Raw genomic sequence first — 26,865 nt, forward strand, 5'->3', positions numbered from 1 at the left:
CTCAATGGTCAATGAATTATGAAATTGCTTTGCTATTTCATAATTGATAACTCATAATTGCCAATTGAACATTGATAGCTATCCCAATAACATAACTTCAAGCACCACCCTAGGTAATGCTTATTATCATCTATTCTTTTATGCTTTCAATTATATAATTAATTTGTTCATCTGTTAATTCTGGATAAACTGGTATTGCAAAAGTTCTATGTGATAGATACTCTGCAACTGGCATATCGCCTTCTTTATATCCAAGGTCTTTATATACTTTTTGTAAGTGTAGTGGAACTGGATAATATACTCCTGTTGCTACACCCTTTTCTTTAAGTTTATTTAACATAGCATCTCTATTTTCACATTGTAATATATATTGATGATAAACTGTTTCGTTTTCTTCATCAATAATAGGTACTACTACATTTAAATTTTTTAATTTTTCATCATATATTTTAGCTATTTCTCTTCTTCTACTATTCCATTTATCTAAATGGGGTAATTTAACCCTTAAAATCGCTGCTTGAATTGCATCTAATCTTGAATTAACTCCAATTAAATAATTATAATATTTTAACGGATTATATACAGTATCGTCTCCGCCTTTAAATGTTTCTATTTCTTCTGTTATATTATTTAATAAGTTATAAGCTTTTTGACCGGTTTCTCCACTTCCATGAGTTCTTAATGCTCTTGCTATAGTTGCTATATTATCATCAGAAGTCACTATCATTCCGCCATCGCCCGCACATGAAAGATTTTTAGTTGGGAAAAATGAGAAACAAGCTACATCGCTTAATGTTCCTATCATTTTCTCTTTATACTTAGAGCCTACCGCTTGACAGGCATCTTCAATAACTTTTAAATTATACTTTTGAGCTATCTGATTAATTTCATCCATCTTAGCACTTTGCCCAAATATATGAACTGGTATAATAGCTTTTGTCTTTTTAGTTATTTTTTCTTCTATCTTAGTTGGATCTATATTAAACGTTTCTTTTTCTACATCAACAAAAACAGGTGTTGCACCAACAGCTGAAATAACTTCTGCTGAAGCGAAATAGGTAAATGGTGAAGTTATTACTTCATCTCCATGTCCTATCCCTAAAGATTTTAATGCAATAACTAATGCATCAGTTCCATTACCTACTGATATTGCATGTTTAACTCCTATATATTCTGCAAATTCCTTTTCAAATTCTGTTACATTCTTACCCATAATATAACTTGCAGAAGAAAGCACCTCTTTAGTTACTCTATCTAAATCTTCAGCAATAGACTTATATTGAGCTTTTAAATCAATTAATGGAATATTCATTTTCCTCGCTCCTTAACTCTACTTTAAATATGTTGTTTACGTCCACTTTGTTTCATAAAACTAACATGAATATTTTAACATACTTAAATGGATAAATAAACTTTTTGTTTTCTTAAGTTTATTCTTGTCAATATTTATTTATAGGATACCATTCATTTGGTAGTAGCATCTTATATTTATTAGTTATATATCTATCATCAATAAGCAGAACTCTGCCTGTATCAGTTTCAGTTCTTATTACTCTACCTGCAGCTTGTTGTACCTTATTTATACCTGGGAATACATAAGCATAATCATAACCATCATCTTTATAAAATTCTTTTATTATTTCGTTTTTCATAGCTATCATAGGATATCCTACACCTATAATTATAGCTCCTATTAGCTGTTCTCCTGGTAAGTCTATACCTTCCGAAAACATACCGCCTAAGACACAAAACATTAGTAAATTATTATTTGTTTTAAATGTCTTTAAAAATTCATTTTTTTCATTTTCACTCATATTCTGTTTTTGCTTTATAAGTTCAAATTTTGTTAGATTTAACTTACTCATTTCATCCCATAATAGTTCCATATATGCATATGATGGTGAAAAAACTATGTAGTTTCCCATCTGCTCATTTGTAAAATCACAAATTTTGTCTTTAACAAATCCCAATGTTCTTTTTCTATGTGTATATCTGATATTAATTGGACTAACATGAACTTTTAGATTTTCTTTTTTAAATGGTGATATAAGCTTTAATCTATAAGTTGCATCATGCCCCCCAAGCATATTTATATAGTATTTTATAGGAGATATAGTTGCTGAAAAGAAAATCACTGAATAACACTTTGATAAATATTCTTTTAAATTCTTAGCTGTATTTACACAATACAATGTTAATTTAAGTTCCTGAATCTCTTTTTCCATACAAGTTATATAATTTTCATCATATAGCTGCATAGTAGAAACAAACGCATTTACATCAAAATACAGTTGCAATATATCTTCATAACCATCAAATTTATTTCCTCTTACTAAAATTTCTTCACTCTCTTTTAAGTAGAGTTGTAAATACTTGTTTAATTCTTTAGGTGACTCTCTTTCATAAAACCATTCCACTTCTTTATGATCACATTCATTTCTTAAATCAATAAAATAATTATTGATTTTATCTAATACAGAATGTAATTTATTAAGTTTACCTTTAGATATTTTTTTACATTTAATTATCTGATTTTTGGATAATGATGCTGAATACATATTTCTTGCTCTATCTATTAAATTATGTGCTTCATCAATTAAAACTATATTTCCCTTACTTTCTAATACTCTGCCTAATGATACCCTTGGATCAAAAATATAATTGTAATCACCTATAATCCCATCACAATAAAGACTTAAATCTAAGGAGAGTTCAAAAGGGCATACTTTATATTTTTCAGCATAGTTCCGCAATATTTCCGAGGAAATTCTTTCTTCATTCTTAAGAATATATGATATTACATTTTTCACCTTACCATAGTAATTTTTTGCATATATACATCTTTCAGGATTGCAATCAAAAGTCTCATTAATGCATATTTTTTCCTTTGCAGTAATTGTAATACTCTTAAATTCCAATCCTTTTTGTCTTAATTTTTCAAATGTATCTTCCGCAACTTCTTTATTTATAGTTTTAGCTGTCAAATATATAATCCTTTTTCCAATGCCTTGCCCTAATGCTTTTACTGCTGGAAATATGGTTGATATTGTCTTACCTATTCCTGTTGGTGCTTGAGCAAATAACATTTCCTTTTCTTTTATAGTTTGATATGATATGTTAATTAACTTTCTTTGACCTTCTCTGTATTTTTCAAATGGAAACTTAAGAATTTTTATTGAATCGTCCCTAATACTTTTTTGTTGAGATATTAAAACATTAAATTCTTCATATTCCTCTAATATCTTTAAAGTGAACTTTTCTAATTCTTGTATATTAAATTTTTTCTCAAAGCTTTTTACTTCACTTGTTTCAAGTTGCATATAAGATAATCTTATATAAATCTCCTGAAGTTTATTTTGTTTCCCATAAATTAACGCATATACTTTTGCTTGAGCCCAATGTACTTCATTTGAATCATCTATATATGCAAAGCTCTTATATGTAGATTTAATTTCCTCAATTATGATTCTATCTTCCTCTATTATAATTCCGTCTGATCGTCCTTCAATAGTTATTAAACTTTTATCCATTTCAAATTCGTAAGTTAAATATACTTCTTTTTCATAATTTTTATAAATATTGGAATTATCATCTTGAAGTTTTTGATGTGCTCTTATACCCTCTGTAGCTCTTGCACTTCCTGCAAATCTATTGTCTATATCACCTTTCTTTAAGCAAAATTCAACTAAATTTCTTACAGATTCTCTTATAATAATTTTATTCATAAATTAATTCCTCTTTGTAATCAAGTTTAGATACATTTAAAAATAACAAGTCAATATGATAGTCTATTTGATTTGTTATTTTCTTTCATGTACATCAAGAATTTTCTAAATACTTATAAAACACTTACTAAATCGGTATCATTTCAAATACCCATCTAATAAGTGCTTTAATTTTATTATATTTCTATATATCTTATAATTTTATTTTAGTTATTCTGTATCATACTCTTTTACTATTTTCTGTACTAATTTCTTAATAACACTTGCTTCTGCTATTAAAGATAATACTAATAGAAAAATTTTTATTCTTTCTTGGTCTTTATCTTTCAAATCAAAGTTCTTTATTATTTCTTCCAATTTGTCTTCATGATTTAATGATGTAATCAAATAATCATCTAAACTTTCTTTTTGTATTTGTGTGAAAGTTTTATAAGTTTCTTCCCATGATAATATATCATCACTTCTATCATTAACTTCATTAAAGGCAAGTCTAAAAACTTTTTTAATTTCTTCCGTTGTTAAAAGTGGCCTCATATAACTAAGCAATACTAACTGTATTAAATGCATTTTAGTATATCCTCTTTTTTTACCGTCCTCTGGTTTAGTTATAACTTCACTTTTAGTATAATTTTGTACTATATTATTAGTGAATTTTTCATCAACAAACTTATCATTTAAATAATCTATAACTTGGGATAGAAATAAATCATATTTAGGAAGATCTTCATATGAAACTAAACTTCCCTTAGACAATTCTTCTGCTAATTCCTTTATATATTCTGAATCAAATTTTCTCTCCATTTTATACACCTATACTTTCCACTTTTATCTAGATATATTATATAGTAATTATCAACCCATTACAAGTTATTCTAAACATTATCAAAGAGATTTTTATTGCTACATTTGTTCATTGCTTACATTAATAATATTATACGACATATTTATATTTTTTTAAATATAATTGATTTTTAAAAAATATCTAATTTATGTAATTCATCGACATTATTATATATAGTATTTGCTTTTATGATAAAGAATTTACTAGCTGTTTTTTATGCTTTTATTTGTAAATTTTTTTTATAATTTAAGAATCCAACATAAAATCCAATGTTAATTATGGCTTATATCTGTTGATATAAGGTCCATTTTCTTTATTTACTGCGTTGCAATTAATCTTGTGATTTATAAATAAACCCCCTTGACTTTTCTAAAATATGGTAGTATATTTTATATAAGATGTTTATTTAAGTTGAAATTTGTAATTTCTTATAAATTAAAGTAAAGTTTTTATTGACTTTATATTACAAGCTTGGTAATATATCATTATAGAATGTCGAATTGTGGAATTAGGAGGAATTTTTATGAAATCAACAGGTGTAGTTAGAAGAGTGGACGAGCTAGGAAGAATAGTTATTCCTATAGAACTTAGAAGAACTTTAGATATTGCAGAAAAAGATGCATTAGAAATTTATGTAGATGGAGAGCAAATAATCTTAAAGAAATATGAACCAGCTTGTATATTCTGTGGAGATGCAAGAGATGTAATAAACTATAGAGGAAAAAATATTTGTACTAAATGTTTAGAACAAATTAAAACTTCTGCTAATTTTTAATAATGTCTAATGTACTTAATATCAAATAAATTATATACTTAAGAAGATAGCCTATCTCATTTTCGAGATAGGCTATCTTCTTAAGTTCATAATATAAAAGAAAAAAAGTCAAAATCCGATGTATATTGTGACTTTTTTTCTTTTTGAATATACCTTAACTATATATTCATTGAAAATTTATACACTTCACTTTTAGGCAACTCTCTTTCTTTAGCTACAAGCTTTATCGCATCTTTTTTATTTATACCATCATTTATATATTTAAGTATATGTTCTTCAATAGATAAATTAATCCATGCTTCTTTTTTCTCTTCTTTTATGTCCTCAAGCTTTTTACCTTCTAATACAAGCACGAATTCTCCTCTAGGTTTATTTTGTGTAAAATATAGTAATGCTTGGTTTAAAGTATTTCTATATATTTCTTCATATATCTTAGTCAATTCCCTACATACTGCAATCTTTCTATCTCCAAATGTATCTAATAAAAATTTCAACGTATCTATTAATCTATGAGGTGATTCATAAAATATCAGTGTTTCTTGACTTTTCAGAAGTTCATCAGTTACAATTTTTCGATCTTTATTTTCTCTAGGTAAAAAACCTCTAAATAAAAATTTAGTTGTATCTAATCCGGAGTAAACTAATGCTGTAGTTATAGCAGTTGCTCCTGGAAGTACTTCAAAATCAATCATTTTTTCTATACATCTTTCAACTATAACACTTCCTGGGTCTGATATTCCTGGTGTTCCAGCATCAGATACTAATGCAATATTTTTCCCTTCCATAAGTAAATCCATAATTTTATCGCTTTTGCTTTGCTCATTAAACTTATGATAACTTATCAAAGGTTTTTTTATCTCGAAATGATTTAATAATTTTAATGTCTGTCTAGTATCTTCTGCTGCTATCATATCAGCTTCTTTCAATGTTTCTAACGCTCTTAATGTAATGTCCTTTAAGTTTCCAATAGGAGTTGGTACTAAATATAATTTACCATTTTTCATGTCATGTCCTCCAATATATTGAATCTATTTCCTTAGTATAATTTCCATTCTCATCATAAACATATAATGGAGCCTCCCACTTCAAATATGCTCCACCATCTCTTTGACCTTCAACTAATACAATATTAGGGGCTTTCCCTATTTTAGGATGTATCATTTTTACTCTTTTGGGTTCTATTTTATATTTTCTCATCAAAGTAAATATATCTGCTAATCGTTCAGGTCTATGTATCATAAAAAGTCTTCCATTATCTTTTAATAGGACTCTTGAAGCAGAAATTACATCTTCTAAATTGCATAATATTTCATGTCTAGCTATAGCTAACTTATCATTTGGATTAATAATGCCTGCATTATTTAGCTTATACGGTGGATTTACTGTAACAACATCGAATTTCTCAAGCTTTTTTAAAAATTCTATGTTTTTTAAATCTTCATTTAAGAAAAAAATTTTTTCCTCTAATGAATTTAACTCTACACTTCTTTTAGCCATCTCAACCATATCTTCTTGAATTTCTAATCCATATACAATTTCCGGCTCATATTTACCATATATTAAAAATGGAATTATTCCTGTTCCTGTACATAAATCAATTACTTTATGCTTATTTTTTACATTCGCAAAATCTGATAATAAAACAGCATCTATTCCAAATTTAAATCCATCTTTTTTTTGAATTAAATTCAAATTTTTAAGTTGTAAATCATCTATTGTTTCATCTTCTTTTATGTATTTCAATTTGCTATCCACATTATTCTTCCTTTACTTTAATCTCATGTACTATTTTAATCCAATTTAATATATTTCTTCATAAAGTGAAACTTAGCTTCAGAGGGCCTCTTGAAGGTAAATCTCCAACTGAAGGAATACAAATTCTAAACGAATTTGCATAAGTTCGAGTAACCAAATACAAGATTTGGACTCTCACTTATCTCACATTATAACACATAAATTAAAATACAAAAGCCCTTCTGTATCTAAACAGAAGGGCTACAAATTAAAATCAGATATTAAACATATTATTTGTTATTTTTTTAAATATCCCTTAACAACTAATTTATTATGTTCACTAACGAAGGACTCTTCTTGCTGCATAAAAACTATATACTGGTCCTACTTTAACTACATCACCAGTTTGTGGTGCATGAATCATTTGTCCATTTCCAACATATATTCCAACATGACCTGCATGTGTAAATACTAAATCACCTGGTTGAAGGTCACCTTGATTAACAGCCTGTCCAGTATTGATTTGTGAATATGTTGTTCTTGATATATCTACTCCAGCTGCATTTTCATACACATATTGAGTAAATCCTGAACAGTCAAAGTTTGCCGAACCTGTTGCACCATACACATAAGGCTTTCCTAATTGAGCATATGCTTCATTTAAAATTGCTTGTGCATTTCCTGACGATGGTACAGATACTGACGAACCTGATTTCCCTCTACTTGGTGTTACTGTTTTAACCTCAGCTGCTTTCTTTACCGAATATGCTACTTTAGCGTTCTCTATTTTTTCATTTATTTCTGTAGTAACAATTTCACTCTTAATTTGATTGTCTCTAATATTTCTCAATTGAGTAATAGCTGATTGTAGTTCTGCTGCTGAACTATTCGAGTTATTTATAACATCATATTGAGATTTTACAATATCTCTTTCTAATTGTGATAGATATTGTGAATCAAATTTACTTTTTTCATCCTTAGCTTGGCTTACCAAAATTTCTTGATCTTTCTTCTTTACATCTAAATCAACTAAAGTAGCTTGTACTTCTTTGTTAAGTTGATCTATTTCGGCTTTTTTATCTTCTAAAGATTGCATTTTATTATTTAATTCTTCTTTTTTACTAGTAACATCTTCTATAGCTGCTTTATCTTTTCCTACGATTTTACTTACTGCCTCTGCTCTAGAAAAGAAATCACTTGTTGATTCTGATTCAAGTATAAAATTTAAATAACTGAACTCTAAATCGCCTGACATATACATTGCTTTAACTCTTTGTCCCAAAGCTAAATCTAATGTATTCATTTCTTTTTTACATTGTTCAATATCTTTCGTAGTATTATCAATAACCTTGTTAATACTGATTATCTCTTTTTTATTCTTATCTACTGTTAATTGTAGCGGTTCTATTTGTATATCTAAATCGTAAATCTTACTCTGAATATCTGTTATTTTATTTTCAATTTCTGCATATTTCTGTCTTGAATCACTCAATTGTTGATTATCCGGCGTCGCAAACGCAGGTATAGAAGTACCTATAACGATTACGGTTGCTAACATAATAGCTAGAATTTTATTTTTCATTCATTATCGGTCTTTAAAAAACCTTCCCTCCCTATTCCTTTGTATTCTTTTACAATTATATCACTTAAATTAAAAATGGACAATTAGTATATATGGCGAGAAATTAATTTATTCTCCTATTATCTGTATATCGTCCATATTCCCCTCTTATCCTAACTCATGCTATATATTTGTTATTATAACGTATTCATAAGCATTTATATGAATAGAACAACCAATAGTCATTGTAATAAAGTCCATTTCACACTTATAATTTAATCATATATATGAAAAATCCTTGACATGAAAATTCCTTGAATATATAATTAAATATATCTTCGGGGTGTAGCGCAGCTGGGAGCGCGCGTGGTTTGGGACCATGAGGTCGCAGGTTCGATCCCTGTCACCCCGACCAAAACTATTATTAATTATACTTGTTTTAACTTAAGGAATTATCCTTAAGTTTTTTTATTATTTAGGAGGTACTTTATGTTAAATGATATTAAAGGTGCAATATTCGATTTAGATGGTACTCTAGTTGATTCTATGTGGGTTTGGACTCAAATTGATGTTGACTATCTTAGGATGAAAGGTCATTCCATGCCTAAAAATTTAAGAAACGAAATTGTTCATTTGAGCTTTTCTCAAACTGCTGTTTATTTTAAAGAAAAATTTAATCTTGATGATTCAATTGAAAAAATTTCAGAAGATTGGCACGCTATGGCATTTAATCACTATTCTAATAATGTTAAATTAAAATTGGGTGTAAAAGATTTTTTAAATATGTTAAAATCTTTAAAAATAAAAATTGCCTTAGCTACTAGCAATTCAATTCCTTTACTTGAAGCTTGCTTGAAAAATAATGAAATCTACGATTATTTTGATTCAATTACAACAACTGATGAAGTTTCTACTGGAAAGGATTGTCCTGATGTATACTTATTGGCTGCTAACAAGTTAGGTATTCATCCAAAGGATTGCTTGGTATTTGAAGATATATTACCTGCTATACAAGGCGCAAAAGCAGCTAATATGAAGGTTATTGCAGTTGAAGATACTGAGTGCTTGGACTCTAAGGAAGATCTCCTTAAATATGCAGATAAATATATCCATTCTTTCGAAGAATTGTTATAGATTCAATATTTACTGCATCAACCATTAATGATCACTAATTTAATTTTATCAATTTTTAATTTAACATATACATATAAGTATACCTAATTAGAAATGAAGGTCCTGCTTTTGTGGAAGTGTTACATTGAAGATTTCGTTGTAGATATCTCTTTAGTAGAAGTTGTTCCAAAATGCTTGTTTAAAAAGTGAGAATCGAAAAGTGAAGGTCCAAAAAGTGATGCTCCAAATCTTGCATTTGGTCAGCAGAACTTTCTCTTTAGAGCTTTTATATTTGGCCTCCTGAACTTTCCCCTTGTGGGCATTTTACATTTCGTTCTTCGAACTTTCTCTGTGAGCGCTTGCCTTTAAGGATAGTCTTTTGGGTACAACTTCTTCTATTAGAAATTCACAACTAAATCTTTACGTAACCTGAACAAATGCATGACCTTCATTTGGCGTATTATATGTATTAATATAGACTATTATTTTCTTTCTACGCCATATTTAGCTTCTAATTCTTTTAATATTTGATCATATTTTGTGTGTTGATTTTCTTGTAATAATTGATTTAAAACACTATCTTTTACTTCATCAAAGCTTTTAACTGACGCTTCATTTTTTGAGTCTACTACTATTAAATGATATCCAAATTGAGTCTTAACTGGATCGCTTACTACTCCTATTTCTGCTGTAAACGCAGCATCTTCAAATTCTGGAACCATCATTCCTCTTGAAAATTCGCCTAAACTTCCGCCTTGTTGATTTGATGGACATGTTGAGTATTTCATTGCAGCATCACCAAAAGATAAAGTTCCACTTGCAATTTCTTCTTTTGCTTTTTTAGCTTTTTCTTCAGTCTCAACTAAGATATGTTTAGCAGAAACTGTTGCTGGTTGTCCAAAGGCTTCTTTATTATCTTCATAATACTTTTTAACTTCTTCATCAGTTACAGTTACATCAGCTAATATCTTATTTATTGCCATTGAAGTTATAACTTCTTTTGATATATTTTCTATAGCATCTTTATATTCTTGTGTCTTATCTAATTCTATTTCTTTTCCAAACTTATTCATTAATTCAAATGAAATTAATTGTTCTACTAATTGTTTCTTTTTGTCTTCACCTTGTAATGCACCTCTTTGTTCTTGAGGGTATCTTGAAATTATTGTGTTTAAGTCTTTTTCTGTTATTTCATTTCCTGCAGCAATTGCTAATACTTTATTTTCCATGTAAATTCTCCTTTTATATAATTATTTTTATATTTCATTTTAATTGAAATTTGATATACCTTTTTATTTTAGCAGTATCTACCGCTTCTAACAATAATATAATCAAATAAATTTAAAATTTATAAGTAATGCTTTTTTTGAGGATGCCTTATACATAAATTTGTCATAAAATGTTATAATAATCTTGGGTGATGTTATGTCTGAAATATTAAAAAATGATTGGAAAATTTATTTAGAATCTGAATTCCAAAAAGACTATTATATTAAACTAAAAAAATTTTTAGTAAGCGAATATAATTCTAATGTTATTTATCCAAATATGTATGATCTTTTTAACGCATTACACTTTACACCTTATGAAAATGTTAAAGTTGTAATATTAGGGCAAGATCCTTATCATGGTCCAAATCAAGCACATGGACTAAGCTTTTCTGTTAATCCAGGTGTAAAAACTCCACCATCTTTAGTTAACATTTATAAAGAGTTAAATACTGATTTAGGTTGCTATATTCCAAACAATGGTTACTTAAAAAAATGGGCTGATCAGGGAATACTATTATTAAACACAGTACTTACTGTTAGAGGTGGCGAAGCTAATTCTCATAGAAATAAAGGTTGGGAGGAGTTCACAACTAAAGTTATTAAAGTATTAAATGACAAAGAGACTCCTATAGTATTTATCCTTTGGGGTAATAATGCTATTTCAAAAACTAGCTTAATTACTAATCCAAAGCATCATATTATAAAATCAGTTCATCCTAGTCCACTATCTGCATCCAGAGGATTCTTTGGTAGTAAACCATTTTCAAAAACAAATGATTTTTTAATTTCTACTAACCAAACACCAATTGATTGGCAAATTGAAAATATATAAATAAATCTTATATAAAAGTAATTATTTTTATTTACATACATAATTATAAATTTTTGAAACACTCATTATTTATATTTGGTGTATAATATTTGCAAGACACACTCAAAGAATATCAGGTATATACTTGATTATATGTCTAAACTATTTAAGGAGCTGGTGATTTATGGATTATAAATTTGTTTACGAAGGTAAAGAATTTGTACTAACAGAAGAAAATTGTGAAGGGATTTTTTTTGATTCTGAAAATGAAGTTACAGGTTTATCTGTAGCTACAATATTAAATGCTTTAAATGAAGGCGAGGAAGTGAACTTCTCAAATGAATATTATGCTGGTAGCTGTTCTTGTAATACTCAAGAGCAAATAAATAAATCTTATCGTTACTTAGAATATCACTTTTATGTATATACAAAAAATAATGAATATGTATTAAACACTCTTAGCGAAGAATATAAAAGCACATCTTTTAATAGATTATTCAGTTTAGGTAAGATTAATGATAGTTATATAGTTAATATAACTGTGTGTCCTAATTGCGGTACTTATTCAATAGAAGTTGATCAATGTGACGTTTGATTTATAACCTCAATGGGCACATTGTGACCCTTGAGGTTATAAGTTCTTCTAACCTTCAGGTTAATAAAATTGTATTCATATTAAGGAAACTCTACCTGAAGCTAAGAATCACTTTATAAAAAATAGTTGTAACCATAAGTTAAGGCTATCTCATAATAGTAATCTAATGAGATAGCCTTAAATATAATTTTGCATTTTTTTATTCTATCAAAGTAAAAAAGCACTAACTTAAGTTAGTGCTTTTTGTGGTGGCTCGAACTGGAATCGAACCAGTGACACGAGGATTTTCAGTCCTCTGCTCTACCGACTGAGCTATCGAGCCATCTTACCTGGCAACGTCTTACTCTTCCACACAGTCACCCGTGCAGTACCATCAGCGCTGTAGACCTTAACTGTCCTGTTCGGAATGGGAAGGAGTGTTACCTCTACGCCGTCATCACCAGATACAAGTAGTATTATATCGAGATATTGACGTTATGTCAACAACTTTTTTAAAATACTTTTTATTTTCTCTTTAAAGTTTTTTTATTTAGGCATAATTATAATAAATATAATGATAATCGTTGTACTATAATTAATATATTGCAAATTATAATCATCGTTATTATTAGTTCCCGTTACGGAATTTTATTAATCCAACCGCGTTCGTAATATCATTAAAAAGACATTGGATAATTAAATAATACAATAAAAAAGAATAGCCATTACAGCTATTCTTAAATAAAATATTGATTTTATATTTAGGTTCTTTGTAAAGAAAGATTCGACATATCTAAGCTAAAATAATTTCAGTAAATATAAATTGACGTATAAAACTATACTGCCAATCCTTCAAACAGAATATTTGAAACCTGACTTATAACTTCTTCTCTTCTTAATGCTTCATATGAATATTTACCTGTATTAGCAGGATTCAACAATACATTTGCTAATATTTTTACCACATCATAATCAGTAACAATTTTTTCAAGTTTCACTGGATCATCTGCTTTCACGAATAGCTTGTTATTTCTTGCACTCTGGCCTATTAATGTATCATGATCAGTGAAGTATGTCGAAAATAACTGTAAACCCTTTGCAGGCTCCTCTTGTGCCTTATTTGTTGACAGAAAAATTGCTATACAATTTTGGAAAATATCTACTGCAAATATCTGTTTTGGATTCTTATGTGCGTCTGTCTGTACTACTTTATTAAAGTAATTGACAGCATTCAATATTTCCTGCTTACAAGTTGTCAAATCTACATTATTTCCTTTAAATCTTAATGTCTGCATAATTCTATAATTTAATGAATAAATAGGTTCTTCAATCTTAATATACATATTTACGCCTCCGTACACACCTTTTTTGTTTTTTATTTTGTTCTTGCTATATTTTTTATTATACACGAAAATATTTACATATCAAGAACAAAATTTTAAAGTTATTTATTGTCCTTGATACGTGTTTCATTCGCTTGCGAAATAGCTTTCCAGTAATTCTTCTACAATAGAAACCACTTCATGTGAATTCACATCTTTAAAATACTTCTCATATTTTCATAATATCTCCTAATAAATCTTACCTGTGTATCATTTTATCATCTTACCTCTATATCTACCTTGATTGGCACCTTATACATACATTATAGGTAATAAATATATTAAAAGATCTATTGATAAATACATCCTTACCTTATCTAATATTAACTCCAAAACCTGTGTTAAATGGTGATAACACTTGTACAGGACTGTCAATTTTACTACCAGTAATTTTTAATAAAATAGTTCTGACCTCTTCCCGTATTTTATATCCTGAATTTAATTCATATATTCAAATTTCTTTTTTATATAAAGTTTAGCAAATTACTATTTATTGAGTTGTTTATATCGTTCATATGATATATTTAAACTACAACTCTGAACTAGTTACATTAGATAGATGGTATTGTACAACTTAAATAAAATATCTATTTTATCTCATAAGGATACCTTCTAACTATCTCCATAATTCAAGCACTCTTTAATTATTAAGATACTGATTACATCATAATAGTTGATTAAACGTAAGAATATAACTATGATGTTTTTAGTATGTTTAAATAATTTTATTTTTTTATAAAATATGCCATAATAAAGATATTAAATTGTATTTTGGAGATGATTATTTTATGGAAAATAAAATAGAAAATTTAACTCAAATTATAAAGGATAGTAACAATATAGTATTCTTCGGCGGTGCTGGTTGTAGTTGCGAAAGCGGTATTCCAGATTTTAGAAGTTCAAATGGATTATTTAATGAAAAACTGAATATTACATTTACTCCTGAACAATTAGTTTCACATACATTTTATATAAGATACCCACAAGAATTTTTTAGATTTTATAAGTCAAAGCTTATATATCCAGATGCTAAACCAAATGATGCTCACTTGGCATTAGCTAAACTTGAAGAAATGGGAAAATTAAAAGCTATAGTAACTCAAAACATAGATGGGCTTCATCAAGCAGCTGGAAGTAAAAATGTTTTTGAACTTCATGGATCTGTCCATAGAAATTACTGTACTAAGTGTCACGAATTTTATGATGCAAAATTTATAATAGAATCTAAAGGAGCTCCTGCTTGCACTAAATGTGGGGGAACTGTTAAACCAGATGTAGTTCTTTATGAGGAAGGTTTAGATGATAATGTAATTAGAGGTGCAGTAGATGCAATTTCTAAAGCTGATACCTTAATAATAGGTGGGACTTCTCTTGTAGTTTATCCGGCTGCTGGACTTATAAACTATTTTAAAGGTAAAAATCTTATTCTTATAAATAAAAGCACAACTTCTGCTGATAACAAAGCTGACTTAGTTATTAATGATGCTATAGGAAAAGTATTTAGTGACGTTATGAAACTAATTTAAAAGAGGGTTTACGTTCTATTCTCCATTGAATCAGGCATACCGATTATATAGAACTGATAGCGGCCTAAAATATACTCCGGAAGTTATGTTATCTCATACTTTCTTTATGGGACATACAAGCGATTTTTTTAAGTTTTACAAAGAAAAAATGATTTATGTTGATGCAAAGCCTAATTCTTCTAATTTAGCTCTAGCTAAATTAGAAGAAATGGGTAAATTAAAAGCTGTTGTAACTCAAAATATCGATGGCCTTCATAACGCTGCTGGAAGTAAAAATATTTATGAACTCCATGGATCAATTCATAGAAATTATTGCACTAAGTGCCATACTTTTTATGATTTAAATTTCACATTAGAATCAGATGATATTCCTGAATGTCCAAAATGTGGTGGAACCGTAAAGCCTGATGTTGTTTTATACGAAGAAGGATTAGACACTAATGTAATAAATGGAGCTGTTAATGCCATTGAGCATGCATATACATTAATTATTGGAGGTACTTCACTTGCTGTTTATCCTGCAGCTGGACTTATAAATTATTTTAAAGGGAAAAATCTTATATTAATAAATAAGAGTTCTACTCCTTATGATTCTAAAGCTGATTTAGTCATCCATGATTCTATTGGTAAAGTTTTAGATGAGGCATTAAAATAATTTAATACTTGTCTTTAATTAATGCATAGGACTCGTGTCTTAACTACCCACTTTCAAATTAGCAGCATGTAGTTCAGTAATAGTTTTATTATAAAACAAAATTTTTAATTTAATTTATGTATAAATGAATTTTATTTGGCAATAACTAATAATGAAGTATTTAACTTCAATATTTAATCGCCTCTCCCCCATTTTTATTTATATACAATATTTAAGTGCTGTAACTATGTTCAATGATTTGACATAATTACAGCACTTTTATTTTATATTTATTTAGAACAATATTTATATATATAGAAGATATCAAACCTCTAATGTATAGTTAGTATTATATTTACTATACTTACTCGTATATCTAAAAGTAGAAATGAGTGATATATTCATACGCGCTGTATGCCTTATTTTTTTATTAAAATTCTTCTAAGCATATCTAACCCAGTTATTGTTGCTTGAAGTCTAACTCTGTTTCTATTTCCATTAAAAATGCATTTTTTCACTGTTACTTCGCCTTGTACATACACGCCTACATAAACTAATCCTACAGGCTTTTCTTCAGTTCCGCCTCCTGGTCCTGCAATTCCTGTTGTAACAATGCTTACATCCGTTCCAGAGGCCTTTGCAATTCCAATTGCCATTTCCCTTGCTGTTTCTTCACTTACAGCTCCATATTTTTCTAGCGTCTCATTCCTAACACCTAATCTATTATGTTTAGCCTCATTAGAATACGTTACAGCGCCTTCCAAAAGCACTTCAGATATTCCAGGATAATTGATAAGGGTACTTGCTATCATTCCTCCTGTACATGATTCAGCTGTAGATATTGTAAGCTTTTTATGAATCAATAGCTTACATACAACATCTTCTATGGCAATATCTTCTGTTGCATAAACATTATCACCTAATCTTCTTTTAATTTCTTCTTCTATAGGTGCTATTAATTTTAATGCTTCTTCTTCATTTTCAGCTTTTGCTGTTACTCTAAGCATTACACCTACTTCTTTTGCATAAGGCGCAATGGTCGGATTCGTTTGAGCCTCCATCAAATCCTTAACCTCTTCTGCCACAGCACTTTCTCCAATTCCTAATATTTTTATCATTTTAGATACTAATATTGAATCAGCTTTTTTTTGTAGATAAGGTCTAACTGTCTCTTCAAACATTGGCTTCATTTCCTTTGGTGGTCCCGGTAAAATAATCATTATTTTATTATTTTCTTCTATGATTACACCTGGTGCTGTACCATTATTATTATTTATAATAATAGTTCCTTTTGGAATTAACCCTTGTTTTAAATTATTTTCAGTCATTTTTCTTTCTCTGAATTTGAAATAATCTTTTATTTTTTTAATTGATTCTTCATCTGGTAGTAATTCTTTATTAAAATACATTGCTGCAACTTCTTTTGTAAGATCATCATTGGTCGGTCCAAGACCACCTGTTGTTATTATAATATCACTTCTGCTATAAGCCTCATCAAAAGCATGTACAATTCTTTTTTCATTATCTCCTACCACTTGTTGATAATACATATCTATTCCTAAGGTTGCTAATTCCTGTGCTAAATATTGAGCATTAGAATTAATTATGTCTCCTAATAATATTTCTGTTCCTATAGCTATAATTTCTGCTTTCATTTTTATTACCTTCTTCTTTTTATTTGTTTATAAAAAATTGTTTTGAAATGTTTTTAACAATGTTAGCTTATTAGTAATTAATTGTCAATTATTTCAATGCAATAAAAATTTAAGACCTATTCAATAAAATACTGAATAGGTCTATTTTTTTATAATACGCTATCTCTAAATTAAATTTAGAGATAGCTTATATAAAAAATTTTTTCATCTCAATGTATTTTGAGTAAACACTTAAATAATAAAAAAACAAAAAGTTTTTTACAAAAGCCTTTACTTAAAATTAAATTAGTAATATGTATGAGAAGAAAAAATTCATTGCAAGAGAGCTTCTATACTTCTATTGTATGTATAATCACTCCTGCTTATTCATACTATTAAAAATTTATCTGATAGCTAGCATCCGTAACACTCCCACTTCTTAAAGTGGAAGATAACGGCTGCACGCTCCTAGATAAGTTCAACTAAGATTCAGATGGGGATTAAACCCCACCTAAATCAAGTTTCACTTGATATTATTTCCAGCCATTCTAATATTCCCATCTCTTTAGATAGGAATTAAAAAGATTATGACCTTAGTAAATTATTATTTATCTTCTGTTTCAAGTAATGCTAATGCTACTGCTCCTATTACTCCTGCATTTGTGCCTAATCCTGCTGGAACGATTTTAACTGATGCCGCCATAGATTTAAAACATCTCTTATCAACTACTTTTCTTACTGTATCGAAAACTATATCTCCTGCAGCTGCTACTCCACCACCAATTATTATTATTTCTGGATCAAAAATTGCTACTGCATTAGCTACTGCTATTCCTAAGTAATTTAATGCATTATCAATTATATCTTTACAAACTGGATCTCCTGCTGCAGCTTCTGTAAATACTTCATATGAAGTAACAGTTTCATATTTTCTTAATGAAGTTTCCACTTTACTAGTTAATGCTTCTTGTCCTCTTTTAGCAATTGCAGTTCCTGATGATGTTGCTTCTACACAACCAATATTTCCACAGTTACATCTTGGACCATCTGGTGCTACTGTCATATGTCCAATTTCTAAAGCATTTGAAGTATGTCCTCTATATACCTTTCCATTTAAAATAGCTCCTCCGCCTACTCCAGTACTTACTGTAAAGAATACTACATGTTTAGCGCCTTTTCCTGCTCCAAACATATATTCTCCAATAGCTGCAACGTTTGCATCATTATCTAAAAATACTGGTACCCCAAACTTCTTATTTAATGGTTCAACTAAATTAAAGTTTTTGAATGGAAGATTTGGTGTATAAATTATTGTTCCTTTTTCTGCATCTAAAGGGCCTGGTGAACCTATTCCTATTCCCTTTATTTCTTCATAAGTAACTGAACCATCCTTAATTACTTTTTCTATGGATTCAATAATTCTATTAAGTACAGGAATTTCTCCTTCATTAGCATTTGTTGGCACTGTTGTTTGACTTATTACCTCTCCATTTAAATTAGATAATGCAGTACTTATCTTAGTACCTCCTAAATCTACTCCTACAACATAATTTTGCATAAAATAACTCTCCTTCATTTCAATTTATTCTAATAGCTATTATACTATATTATGTAATATTAATAAAACCTGTATTTTAAATATTATTTCTTGAAGATAATTTATTGGCGCTAATGTAATAGTTACCAAAATCATCATAATGTGTATAGTTAATAATAAATTTATTATCCTGAAGCATTGAGTTGATTACATCTATTTCTCCTTTGTTATCTTTATTAATTCTTATTACAAAATTATCATCTTTATCTATTATATTTAAATAATCAAATATATTACTGTAATCACTTAATTCTATATTCCCACTAATGTTCATACTATAATCTGACATTAATTTATCCTCCTTGCAATGTATTTTTTAAAATTTATATAACATTCCTAAAAGTAGTATGTCTTCGTATAAGTAATTTTATCCTATTCTTATTAATGTAAAATTACCCTAATTTACTAAAATAAAGTTTAATCTTAAATAAATAATTCAGAATGTTAATAGACAAATTTCACATCTCTCCTATTTCCCAAGTATACTCATAATTTAAAATTATATGAAACTAAAAATAAAGGTCATACATTTTATCAAAAGCATGACCTTTATTTAAATGGATATATTATATAAACTTTTATTTTCTTAATTTATTTACACTTTCTATAGCTTTTACTAATTCTACTTCTGGAACTTCTTCATACCTTATAACTTCCTTTGTGAATGTTCCTCTACCTTGAGTTAATGATCGTAATTCAGTAGCATACTTTCTAACCTCTGCAAGTGGAACTTCAGCTGTAACCTTTTGTTTCTCCCCTTCTGATTCCATTCCAATTACTCTTCCTCTCTTTTTGTTTATATCTGCTATTACATCTCCCATATATTCATTGGGTAATATAACTTCTACTTTCATTATAGGCTCTAATAGAATTGGATTAGCTTGTTCAAGGCCTTTTTTGTAAGCTATAGATGCAGCCATTTTAAATGCCATTTCAGACGAATCCACAGCATGATATGATCCATCATGAAGAGTTGCTCTAAGTCCTATAACTGGGCAGCCAGCTAAAACTCCATGTGATATACAATCTCTTAATCCCTTTTCCACGGCTGGTATGAAGTTTCTTGGAACTGCACCACCAACAACATTGTCTATAAATTCTAAATCTTCTACATCATCACCTCTATGTTCAAACTTAATAACAACATCTCCATATTGACCATGTCCACCAGACTGTTTTTTGTGTTTTCCTTGTACATCTGCAAAGCCTTTTATAGCTTCTTTATAGGGAACCTTAGGCAAATCTAATACTACATCCACACCAAATTTACTTTTTATTTTACTTGCAATTATGTTAATATGAGTTTCACCTAGTCCCGAAATAATAATTTCTGCATTTTCTATATCTCTAGATATTTCAAAAACAGGATCCTCTTCTTTTAACTTATTTAATGCTTGAGATATCTTTTCTTCATCCCCCTTAGCTTGTGGTATTACAGCCATAGAGCAAACTGCTTTTGGGAAATTCATCTTATCATACATAATTTTAAAATTTGGACTAGCTAATGTGTCTCCTGTACTTGTATATTGCAATTTAGAAATTGCACCTATATCCCCTGCAATAATACTTTTAGCTGGTATTTGTGTCTTACCTCTGATAAAACAAATATGAGCAAGTTTTTCATTCTTATCCTTATTAACATTTAATACTGTCATATCTTCCTTTGCTTCTCCTGTTATAACCCTAAAGAACGATATTTTTCCTACAAATGGATCTGCAATAGTTTTAAATATCAATGCTGAAAAAGGTTTGTCTTGGTCAAGATTTATGAAAATCTCTTCATCATTTACAATATCTAAAGCTTTTTGTGGAATCGCATATTCTGGTGAAGGAAAACATTCTACTATATCATCAATTAAAGAATCCATTCCTATGATTTTAGTTGCACTTCCACACATAACAGGTGCAATATCTCCGCTAGCACATCCACTTATTAATCCTTTATATATTTCTTCATCACTTAATTCACCTTCATTAAAATATTTATCAAGTAAAGTTTCATCTGTTTCAGCTACAGCTTCCATAATCATTCTTTTACACTTTTCAACTTCATCCATTAATTCTTTAGGTATATCTAATATCTCTATTTTCTTTGTTTTCACATCATATATTCTAGCTTGCTTAGATATAATATTTATTACTCCCTTAAAATTATCTTCTTCTCCTATTGGATATTGAATAGGAACTACACTTATTCCAAACTTATCTTTAAGAGAAACTAGCACCTTATCAAAGCTTGCATTTTCTCTATCTAATTTATTTATAAAAATCGTTCTAGGCAGTTTAATTTTATTACAATATTCCCATGCTCTTTCAGTTCCAGCTTTTATTCCTGAAACTCCACTAACAACTATCATACCTACATCTACAGCTCTCATTCCTTCAATACATTCACCTTGGAAATCAGCGTAACCTGGAATATCTATAAGATTTATTTTAACATGATCTAATTCAATTGGAGCTACTGAAAGTGAAATAGAAAATTGTTTTTTCTTCTCTTCTGCATCAAAATCTAAAACAGTAGTACCATCATCAATCTTTCCTAACCTATCTGTTATTTTTGAATAATATAAAATACTTTCTGCTAAAGATGTTTTTCCTGTTCCGTTATGTCCCATTAATCCTATATTTCTTAAATTTTTAATACTATAATCTTTCATGAACTCTGCCAAACCCTTAAGTCACCTTAGAAGCTGGCTTTCACCTGCCTTTCGCCTTATAATACTATATTTTATTAATAATAATTCTATTTATTTTTCTAAAACCCTCTTAATTTTCTTAATTTTCTGAAAACTCATATTAAATATTTATTCATTCGCAAATTTTCTAATTACTATTTAAATTTTAATGTAGTAATTAGAAAAAATATTCTCATTTTACCTATTGGATTTTATTATTTTAAGTGTTGAATTTAAATTACTGAGGGACAAACTTATAACTATTGTTGGTTGATATTTAATTATTACTACTTCAATCAGCAAAGCGTTTATAGACTCTATATTTAAAACTCACCATTTAACTATAATCTATAATATAATATATATTCTTACATTAATCATAATATTAAAATATTTTAATATAAAAGATAATATTAAATTTATCTTAATTTCCTTACTAATTTTTTTCTTCTTTATAGTAATTGTTTAGTTTATTTCAATAGTTTGTATAGTAATCCACTGGTGGTAGTTAAATTACCTAAATAGTTCTGTGTGTCTAGAAATCCATTTATATAGCTTGATTTGGTTCAAATTTTACTGCTATATCTATCTAGTTTAAGGTAGCTTTTCCTGATATTTATTCAAACCTTTTAATTTGTATTAGTGGGTTATAATTCGTTAGAAAGCGAAAAAAGCTAATCGAATGCGTGAGTCGATTAGCTTTTAGATCAATTTTTTATTTTAATTTTGTCAGGTCTTTATTTTGAATATCAGATCTTTTTAAGTGAGTGACAAATAATTTGATTAATACTAAAGCAGTGCCTCCACAAGTATCAATTATTACATCTCGAATTGCTCCTTCTCTTCCTGGAACAAATAATTGATGCACCTCATCAGAACAAGCATAAAGAAATATGAATATTATTGTTATAATAACAACTTGCTTCATATTAAAATATAATTTTAAAACATTTGAAACAAGTAATGCTAAAATCATATATTCAAGAAAATGTGCACATTTTCTAACAATAAAGTTAGCAAATTGCCCAAAAATATTGTTCATATCTATTCCAATTCTAGAAAGCATCTCTATTACACCACCACTTTGAGAATCTGATATACTTGCTGGTTGATTTGACATGATAGCTATTCCAATCATCCAAATAATTAATAAAATCCAATAAATAACTACTCTTTTGTTTTTCATATTCTTCCTCATCTACTTTATAATTTTATTAGCCAATTTTAGCTTTGAGTATCTATGGGCATTTCATCTGATATCTAGTCATTCTTAACCTTAATGATGGGCCTCCTTGAAAATATAAGTTTAGCTTCAGATGTATATAACCTCCACCTAAAGCTAAAATTCACTCTATTCGGACATATATCTATTTATATACGCAAGAGATTCTTCTAATAATTCTTGCCCCTTTTCTAATCCATCAACTTTCATCTCCAAATTACAAATTCTTTGGTCAATTTTATACATGATTTGTTTCATATCCTGCATTAGTTTTGCTTCATATGTTACTTGTATACCCTCATCATCAATAAATACTTTTTCTGGAGGATATCCACATTTAGTGCACTTTGCATATATACCTTGTTTTTCTAAATTGTTAAATACTTTAAATGTATCATTATTACACTTTTTACAACTTGATAACATCACAAATTCATAATAACTTACATCATAGTAATAAGTACTTCCACAATCCTTACATGCTAATTTTAACTGATTATCTTCTGTTACTATATGAAATTCATTACCGCTACATCCATCTTTTTTGCAGACAACAGTTTGTACCATAATCCTACCTCTCATAATATAATTTTTTGTTTATATATCTAACTATAAGTTAAATATTAAAATTACATTTTTGTATATATTTTACATCTAAATTATATATTATAATTTCTCTATTGTACACTTTAATAATTAGTATTTTTAATTCATTTTATGAGTTAGTTCTACATTTTCTACATTGATGTAACTCAAACTTAATTACAAACTTAGAATTACTGCATTTTAGATATAACTGAAAAATAAATTTAATCATAATTTCTTAGTAAATTTTACTTAACTCTTATAATTTATTAAATAGCAAAAAAACTATGAATTACAATTCATAGTTTCTAATGGTGGAGATTAAGGGATTCGAACCCTTGACCCCCTGCGTGCAAGGCAGGTGCTCTCCCAACTGAGCTAAACCCCCATGGTGGACCTTCAGGGACTCGAACCCTAGACCTACCGGTTATGAGCCGGTTGCTCTAACCAACTGAGCTAAAGATCCGTTAACTAATAATCTTTAACTGAAAAATCTTGTATTCTACAAGAATACCTCGCAACGTCCTACTCTGCCACACAGTCACCCGTGCAGTACCATCGGCGCTATAGACCTTAACTGTCCTGTTCGGAATGGGAAGGAGTGTTACCTCTATGCCATCGTCACGAGATTTTCGAAAGATTTGTTCTTTCAAAATTGCATATAGATGTTAATGTATATTTTACAACTTGATTATATATTGGTCAAGCCCTCGACCTATTAGTATCAGTCAGCTAAATATGTTACCATACTTACACCTCTGACCTATCAACCTTGTAGTCTTCAAGGGGTCTTACTAGCTTACGCTATGGGAAATCTAATCTTGAGGTTGGCTTCACACTTAGATGCTTTCAGCGTTTATCCATTCCCGACTTAGCTACCCAGCTATGCTTCTGGCGAAACAACTGGTACACCATAGGTCAGTCCATCCCGGTCCTCTCGTACTAAGGACAGCTCCTCTCAAATTTCCTACGCCCGCGACGGATAGGGACCGAACTGTCTCACGACGTTCTGAACCCAGCTCGCGTGCCGCTTTAATGGGCGAACAGCCCAACCCTTGGGACCTACTTCAGCCCCAGGATGCGACGAGCCGACATCGAGGTGCCAAACCTCCCCGTCGATGTGAACTCTTGGGGGAGATCAGCCTGTTATCCCCGAGGTAGCTTTTATCCGTTGAGCGATGGCCCTCCCACGAGGTACCACCGGATCACTAAGCCCGACTTTCGTCCCTGCTCCACTTGTAGGTGTCGCAGTCAGGCTCCCTTCTGCCTTTGCACTCTTCGAACGATTTCCGACCGTTCTGAGGGAACCTTTGGGCGCCTCCGTTACATTTTAGGAGGCGACCGCCCCAGTCAAACTGCCCACCTAACAATGTCCTGTCACCAGTTTCATGGCATCCAGTTAGAACTTCAATACTATCAGGGTGGTATCCCAACAACGACTCCACCAAAGCTGACGCTCTGGTTTCCCAGTCTCCCACCTATCCTGTACAGACAATACCGAAATTCAATGCTAAGCTACAGTAAAGCTCTACGGGGTCTTTCCGTCCAATCGCGGGTAGCGAGCATCTTCACTCGCACTACAACTTCGCCGGATTTGCAGTTGAGACAGTGCACAAGTCATTACGCCATTCGTGCGGGTCAGAACTTACCTGACAAGGAATTTCGCTACCTTAGGACCGTTATAGTTACGGCCGCCGTTTACTGGGGCTTAAGTTCACACCTTCGCGTTACCGCTAAGCATTCCCCTTAACCTTCCAGCACCGGGCAGGCGTCAGCCCCTATACATCAGCTTACGCTTTAGCAGAGACCTGTGTTTTTGTTAAACAGTTGCTTGTGCCTATTCTCTGCGGCCTGCATTGCTGCAGGCACCCCTTCTCCCGAAGTTACGGGGTCAATTTGCCTAGTTCCTTAACTGCAATTCTTCCGTCGGCCTTAGGATTCTCTCCTCATCTACCTGTGTCGGTTTGCGGTACGGGCACTACTTCTCTTTCTAGATGCTTTTCTTGGAAGCATGGAATCAGATACTTCGGTTCCGTAGAACCTTCCCCATCACGCCTCAGAATTGTTAGAACGGATTTGCCTATCCTAACTCCCTAAACGCTTAGACTAGCATCCAATAGCTAGCACATCCTATCCTTCTCCGTCACACCATCGATAATAACGATTGTAGTGGTATTGGAATATCAACCAATTGTCCATCGACTACGCCTTTCGGCCTCGCCTTAGGTCCCGACTAACCCTGAGAAGACAAACTTTACTCAGGAAACCTTAGATATTCGGCCTGTAAGATTCTCACTTACATCTCGCTACTAATGCCAACATTCTCACTCGTAATCAGTCCACCGCTCCTTACGGTACGACTTCAGCCCGATTACGACGCTCCTCTACCGCTCACAATAAATTGTGAACCCGTAGCTTCGGTGGTAAGTTTGAGCCCCGGACATTTTCGGCGCAGGATCTCTTGACTAGTGAGCTATTACGCACTCTTTTAATGAGTGGCTGCTTCTAAGCCAACATCCTAGTTGTCTTAGAAATCCCACATCCTTTTCCACTTAACTTACACTTTGGGACCTTAGCTGACGATCTGGGCTGTTTCCCTTTTGACCATGGAACTTATCTTTCACAGTCTGACTGCCGGACTGATAGTATATGGCATTCGGAGTTTGATAAGGTTCGGTAAGCGCTATGCCCCCTAGCCTATTCAGTGCTCTACCTCCACTACTCACATTTTCCGACGCTAGCCCTAAAGCTATTTCGAGGAGAACCAGCTATATCCGAGTTCGATTGGAATTTCTCCGCTATCCACAGCTCATCCCATGCTTTTTCAACAGCAACGTGGTTCGGTCCTCCACGAGGTTTTACCCTCGCTTCAACCTGGCCATGGATAGGTCACCCGGTTTCGGGTCTACAGCATGCAACTAGTCGCCCTATTAAGACTTGGTTTCCCTTCGGCTCCGTACCTTAAGTACTTAACCTCGCTACATACCGTAACTCGTTGGCTCGTTCTACAAAAAGCACATCATCACACACATATGGTGCTTTGATCGGTTGTAGGCATATGGTTTCAGGTTCTATTTCACTCCCCTCCCGGGGTTCTTTTCACCTTTCCCTCACGGTACTGCTTCACTATCGGTCATCAGGTAGTATTTAGCCTTGGGAGGTGGTCCTCCCTGCTTCCCACAAGGTTTCACGTGTCTCGTGG

At 30.6% G+C, this 26,865-nt stretch carries 20 protein-coding genes, 4 tRNA genes, 3 rRNA genes and 1 pseudogene (1 of these 28 cut by a window edge); 7 read left to right on the plus strand and 21 right to left on the minus strand.

All coding sequences use genetic code 11. From position 1 onward, the window contains the following. Window positions 1–130: 130 nt before the first annotated feature. The 3 genes from DIC82_03035 to DIC82_03045 all read right to left on the minus strand — a co-directional run bounded on the left by DIC82_03035 (window position 131) and on the right by DIC82_03045 (window position 4,526). A complete protein-coding gene (locus tag DIC82_03035; protein ID AWK50127.1) occupies window positions 131–1,312 on the minus strand; it encodes a transcriptional regulator in 1,182 nt (393 codons plus the stop codon). Window positions 1,313–1,439: 127 nt separating this feature from the next. Next, window positions 1,440–3,725, minus strand: coding sequence for an ATP-dependent helicase (locus DIC82_03040; GenBank protein ID AWK50128.1), 2,286 nt, complete (start codon window positions 3,723–3,725; stop codon window positions 1,440–1,442). A gap of 210 nt (window positions 3,726–3,935) precedes the next feature. Then, window positions 3,936–4,526 (minus strand): hypothetical protein, encoded by a 591-nt coding sequence (locus DIC82_03045; protein AWK50129.1) that lies wholly within the window; start codon window positions 4,524–4,526, stop codon window positions 3,936–3,938. Between the two features lie 563 nt (window positions 4,527–5,089). Between DIC82_03045 and DIC82_03050 the strand changes: the two genes are divergently transcribed. Then, window positions 5,090–5,341: an AbrB family transcriptional regulator gene (locus tag DIC82_03050; GenBank protein AWK50130.1), complete on the plus strand. Its 252-nt coding sequence runs from the start codon at window positions 5,090–5,092 to the stop codon at window positions 5,339–5,341. 158 nt (window positions 5,342–5,499) lie between these two features. On the opposite strand, the gene rsmI is transcribed toward DIC82_03050, so the two are convergent. The 3 genes from rsmI to DIC82_03065 all read right to left on the minus strand — a co-directional run bounded on the left by rsmI (window position 5,500) and on the right by DIC82_03065 (window position 8,657). Further along, window positions 5,500–6,345, minus strand: coding sequence for a 16S rRNA (cytidine(1402)-2'-O)-methyltransferase (gene rsmI / locus DIC82_03055; protein AWK50131.1), 846 nt, complete (start codon window positions 6,343–6,345; stop codon window positions 5,500–5,502). Window position 6,346: 1 nt separating this feature from the next. Further along, window positions 6,347–7,096, minus strand: coding sequence for an SAM-dependent methyltransferase (locus tag DIC82_03060; protein AWK50132.1), 750 nt, complete (start codon window positions 7,094–7,096; stop codon window positions 6,347–6,349). Window positions 7,097–7,415: 319 nt separating this feature from the next. Next, window positions 7,416–8,657 (minus strand): glycoside hydrolase, encoded by a 1,242-nt coding sequence (locus DIC82_03065; protein ID AWK50133.1) that lies wholly within the window; start codon window positions 8,655–8,657, stop codon window positions 7,416–7,418. 318 nt (window positions 8,658–8,975) lie between these two features. Between DIC82_03065 and DIC82_03070 the strand changes: the two genes are divergently transcribed. Together DIC82_03070 and DIC82_03075 are read left to right on the plus strand one after the other, a co-directional pair. Next, a tRNA-Pro gene (locus DIC82_03070) sits at window positions 8,976–9,051 on the plus strand. A 74-nt stretch (window positions 9,052–9,125) separates the two neighbouring features. Next, on the plus strand, window positions 9,126–9,770 hold the full coding sequence (locus DIC82_03075; GenBank protein AWK50134.1) for an HAD family hydrolase: 645 nt from the start codon (window positions 9,126–9,128) through the stop codon (window positions 9,768–9,770). 461 nt (window positions 9,771–10,231) lie between these two features. On the opposite strand, the gene DIC82_03080 is transcribed toward DIC82_03075, so the two are convergent. Continuing rightward, window positions 10,232–10,978 carry a peptidylprolyl isomerase gene (locus DIC82_03080; GenBank protein AWK50135.1) on the minus strand — a complete coding sequence of 249 codons (747 nt, stop codon included), beginning with the start codon at window positions 10,976–10,978 and terminating at the stop codon, window positions 10,232–10,234. 196 nt (window positions 10,979–11,174) lie between these two features. On the opposite strand from DIC82_03080, the gene DIC82_03085 reads away from it, so the two are divergent. Next, complete coding sequence (locus DIC82_03085; protein ID AWK50136.1) at window positions 11,175–11,852, plus strand: uracil-DNA glycosylase; 678 nt, start codon at window positions 11,175–11,177, stop codon at window positions 11,850–11,852. A gap of 163 nt (window positions 11,853–12,015) precedes the next feature. Continuing rightward, complete coding sequence (locus DIC82_03090; GenBank protein ID AWK50137.1) at window positions 12,016–12,426, plus strand: DUF3785 domain-containing protein; 411 nt, start codon at window positions 12,016–12,018, stop codon at window positions 12,424–12,426. 246 nt (window positions 12,427–12,672) lie between these two features. Here the strand turns inward: DIC82_03090 and DIC82_03095 are convergent. The 4 genes and pseudogenes from DIC82_03095 to DIC82_03110 form a co-directional block, all read right to left on the minus strand. After that, window positions 12,673–12,748 (minus strand) — tRNA-Phe (locus DIC82_03095). Between the two features lie 5 nt (window positions 12,749–12,753). After that, a 5S ribosomal RNA gene (rrf, locus tag DIC82_03100) occupies window positions 12,754–12,870 on the minus strand. Window positions 12,871–13,241: 371 nt separating this feature from the next. Beyond that, window positions 13,242–13,748, minus strand: coding sequence for a hypothetical protein (locus tag DIC82_03105; GenBank protein AWK50138.1), 507 nt, complete (start codon window positions 13,746–13,748; stop codon window positions 13,242–13,244). A 355-nt stretch (window positions 13,749–14,103) separates the two neighbouring features. Further along, a pseudogene (locus DIC82_03110) lies at window positions 14,104–14,232 on the minus strand (acetyltransferase). 343 nt (window positions 14,233–14,575) lie between these two features. Between DIC82_03110 and DIC82_03115 the strand changes: the two are divergent. Further along, the gene (locus tag DIC82_03115; protein ID AWK50139.1) at window positions 14,576–15,313 is read left to right on the plus strand and encodes an NAD-dependent protein deacylase; all 738 of its coding nucleotides are present in this window, start codon (window positions 14,576–14,578) and stop codon (window positions 15,311–15,313) included. Window positions 15,314–15,398: 85 nt separating this feature from the next. Continuing rightward, a complete protein-coding gene (locus tag DIC82_03120) occupies window positions 15,399–15,968 on the plus strand; it encodes an NAD-dependent protein deacylase (GenBank protein ID AWK53021.1) in 570 nt (189 codons plus the stop codon). A 398-nt stretch (window positions 15,969–16,366) separates the two neighbouring features. On the opposite strand, the gene DIC82_03125 is transcribed toward DIC82_03120, so the two are convergent. The 10 genes from DIC82_03125 to DIC82_03170 form a co-directional block, all read right to left on the minus strand. After that, entirely contained in the window at window positions 16,367–17,602 is a 1,236-nt protein-coding gene (locus DIC82_03125; GenBank protein AWK50140.1) for a competence/damage-inducible protein A, read from the minus strand. Between the two features lie 583 nt (window positions 17,603–18,185). Beyond that, window positions 18,186–19,139, minus strand: coding sequence for a glucokinase (locus tag DIC82_03130; protein AWK50141.1), 954 nt, complete (start codon window positions 19,137–19,139; stop codon window positions 18,186–18,188). Window positions 19,140–19,215: 76 nt separating this feature from the next. After that, on the minus strand, window positions 19,216–19,467 hold the full coding sequence (locus tag DIC82_03135) for a hypothetical protein (GenBank protein AWK50142.1): 252 nt from the start codon (window positions 19,465–19,467) through the stop codon (window positions 19,216–19,218). 289 nt (window positions 19,468–19,756) lie between these two features. Further along, the gene (fusA, locus tag DIC82_03140; GenBank protein AWK53022.1) at window positions 19,757–21,838 is read right to left on the minus strand and encodes an elongation factor G; all 2,082 of its coding nucleotides are present in this window, start codon (window positions 21,836–21,838) and stop codon (window positions 19,757–19,759) included. A 733-nt stretch (window positions 21,839–22,571) separates the two neighbouring features. Continuing rightward, window positions 22,572–23,042: a hypothetical protein gene (locus DIC82_03145; protein AWK50143.1), complete on the minus strand. Its 471-nt coding sequence runs from the start codon at window positions 23,040–23,042 to the stop codon at window positions 22,572–22,574. 165 nt (window positions 23,043–23,207) lie between these two features. After that, complete coding sequence (locus DIC82_03150; GenBank protein ID AWK50144.1) at window positions 23,208–23,645, minus strand: hypothetical protein; 438 nt, start codon at window positions 23,643–23,645, stop codon at window positions 23,208–23,210. Window positions 23,646–23,975: 330 nt separating this feature from the next. After that, window positions 23,976–24,051 (minus strand) — tRNA-Ala (locus tag DIC82_03155). Between the two features lies 1 nt (window position 24,052). Next, a tRNA-Met gene (locus DIC82_03160) sits at window positions 24,053–24,129 on the minus strand. 46 nt (window positions 24,130–24,175) lie between these two features. Then, window positions 24,176–24,292: ribosomal RNA gene (gene rrf, locus DIC82_03165) — 5S ribosomal RNA — on the minus strand. A 68-nt stretch (window positions 24,293–24,360) separates the two neighbouring features. Beyond that, a 23S ribosomal RNA gene (locus DIC82_03170) occupies window positions 24,361–26,865 on the minus strand (it continues 409 nt past the right edge of the window).

This window comes from Clostridium beijerinckii (genome assembly GCA_003129525.1).
GTDB classification, from domain to species: Bacteria; Bacillota; Clostridia; order Clostridiales; family Clostridiaceae; genus Clostridium; species Clostridium beijerinckii_D.

Coding starts and splice junctions, on each gene's coding strand:
- DIC82_03050 (AWK50130.1), top strand. CDS start 5,090: ATGAAATCAACAGGTGTAGTTAGAAGAGTGGACGAGCTAGGAAGAATA.
- DIC82_03040 (AWK50128.1), bottom strand. CDS start 3,725: ATGAATAAAATTATTATAAGAGAATCTGTAAGAAATTTAGTTGAATTT.
- DIC82_03090 (AWK50137.1), top strand. CDS start 12,016: ATGGATTATAAATTTGTTTACGAAGGTAAAGAATTTGTACTAACAGAA.
- DIC82_03120 (AWK53021.1), top strand. CDS start 15,399: ATGTTATCTCATACTTTCTTTATGGGACATACAAGCGATTTTTTTAAG.
- DIC82_03145 (AWK50143.1), bottom strand. CDS start 23,042: ATGAAAAACAAAAGAGTAGTTATTTATTGGATTTTATTAATTATTTGG.
- fusA (AWK53022.1), bottom strand. CDS start 21,838: ATGAAAGATTATAGTATTAAAAATTTAAGAAATATAGGATTAATGGGA.
- DIC82_03130 (AWK50141.1), bottom strand. CDS start 19,139: ATGCAAAATTATGTTGTAGGAGTAGATTTAGGAGGTACTAAGATAAGT.
- DIC82_03035 (AWK50127.1), bottom strand. CDS start 1,312: ATGAATATTCCATTAATTGATTTAAAAGCTCAATATAAGTCTATTGCT.
- DIC82_03105 (AWK50138.1), bottom strand. CDS start 13,748: ATGTATATTAAGATTGAAGAACCTATTTATTCATTAAATTATAGAATT.
- DIC82_03085 (AWK50136.1), top strand. CDS start 11,175: ATGTCTGAAATATTAAAAAATGATTGGAAAATTTATTTAGAATCTGAA.
- DIC82_03125 (AWK50140.1), bottom strand. CDS start 17,602: ATGAAAGCAGAAATTATAGCTATAGGAACAGAAATATTATTAGGAGAC.
- DIC82_03075 (AWK50134.1), top strand. CDS start 9,126: ATGTTAAATGATATTAAAGGTGCAATATTCGATTTAGATGGTACTCTA.
- DIC82_03065 (AWK50133.1), bottom strand. CDS start 8,657: ATGAAAAATAAAATTCTAGCTATTATGTTAGCAACCGTAATCGTTATA.
- DIC82_03115 (AWK50139.1), top strand. CDS start 14,576: ATGGAAAATAAAATAGAAAATTTAACTCAAATTATAAAGGATAGTAAC.
- DIC82_03045 (AWK50129.1), bottom strand. CDS start 4,526: ATGGAGAGAAAATTTGATTCAGAATATATAAAGGAATTAGCAGAAGAA.
- DIC82_03150 (AWK50144.1), bottom strand. CDS start 23,645: ATGGTACAAACTGTTGTCTGCAAAAAAGATGGATGTAGCGGTAATGAA.
- rsmI (AWK50131.1), bottom strand. CDS start 6,345: ATGAAAAATGGTAAATTATATTTAGTACCAACTCCTATTGGAAACTTA.
- DIC82_03135 (AWK50142.1), bottom strand. CDS start 19,467: ATGTCAGATTATAGTATGAACATTAGTGGGAATATAGAATTAAGTGAT.
- DIC82_03080 (AWK50135.1), bottom strand. CDS start 10,978: ATGGAAAATAAAGTATTAGCAATTGCTGCAGGAAATGAAATAACAGAA.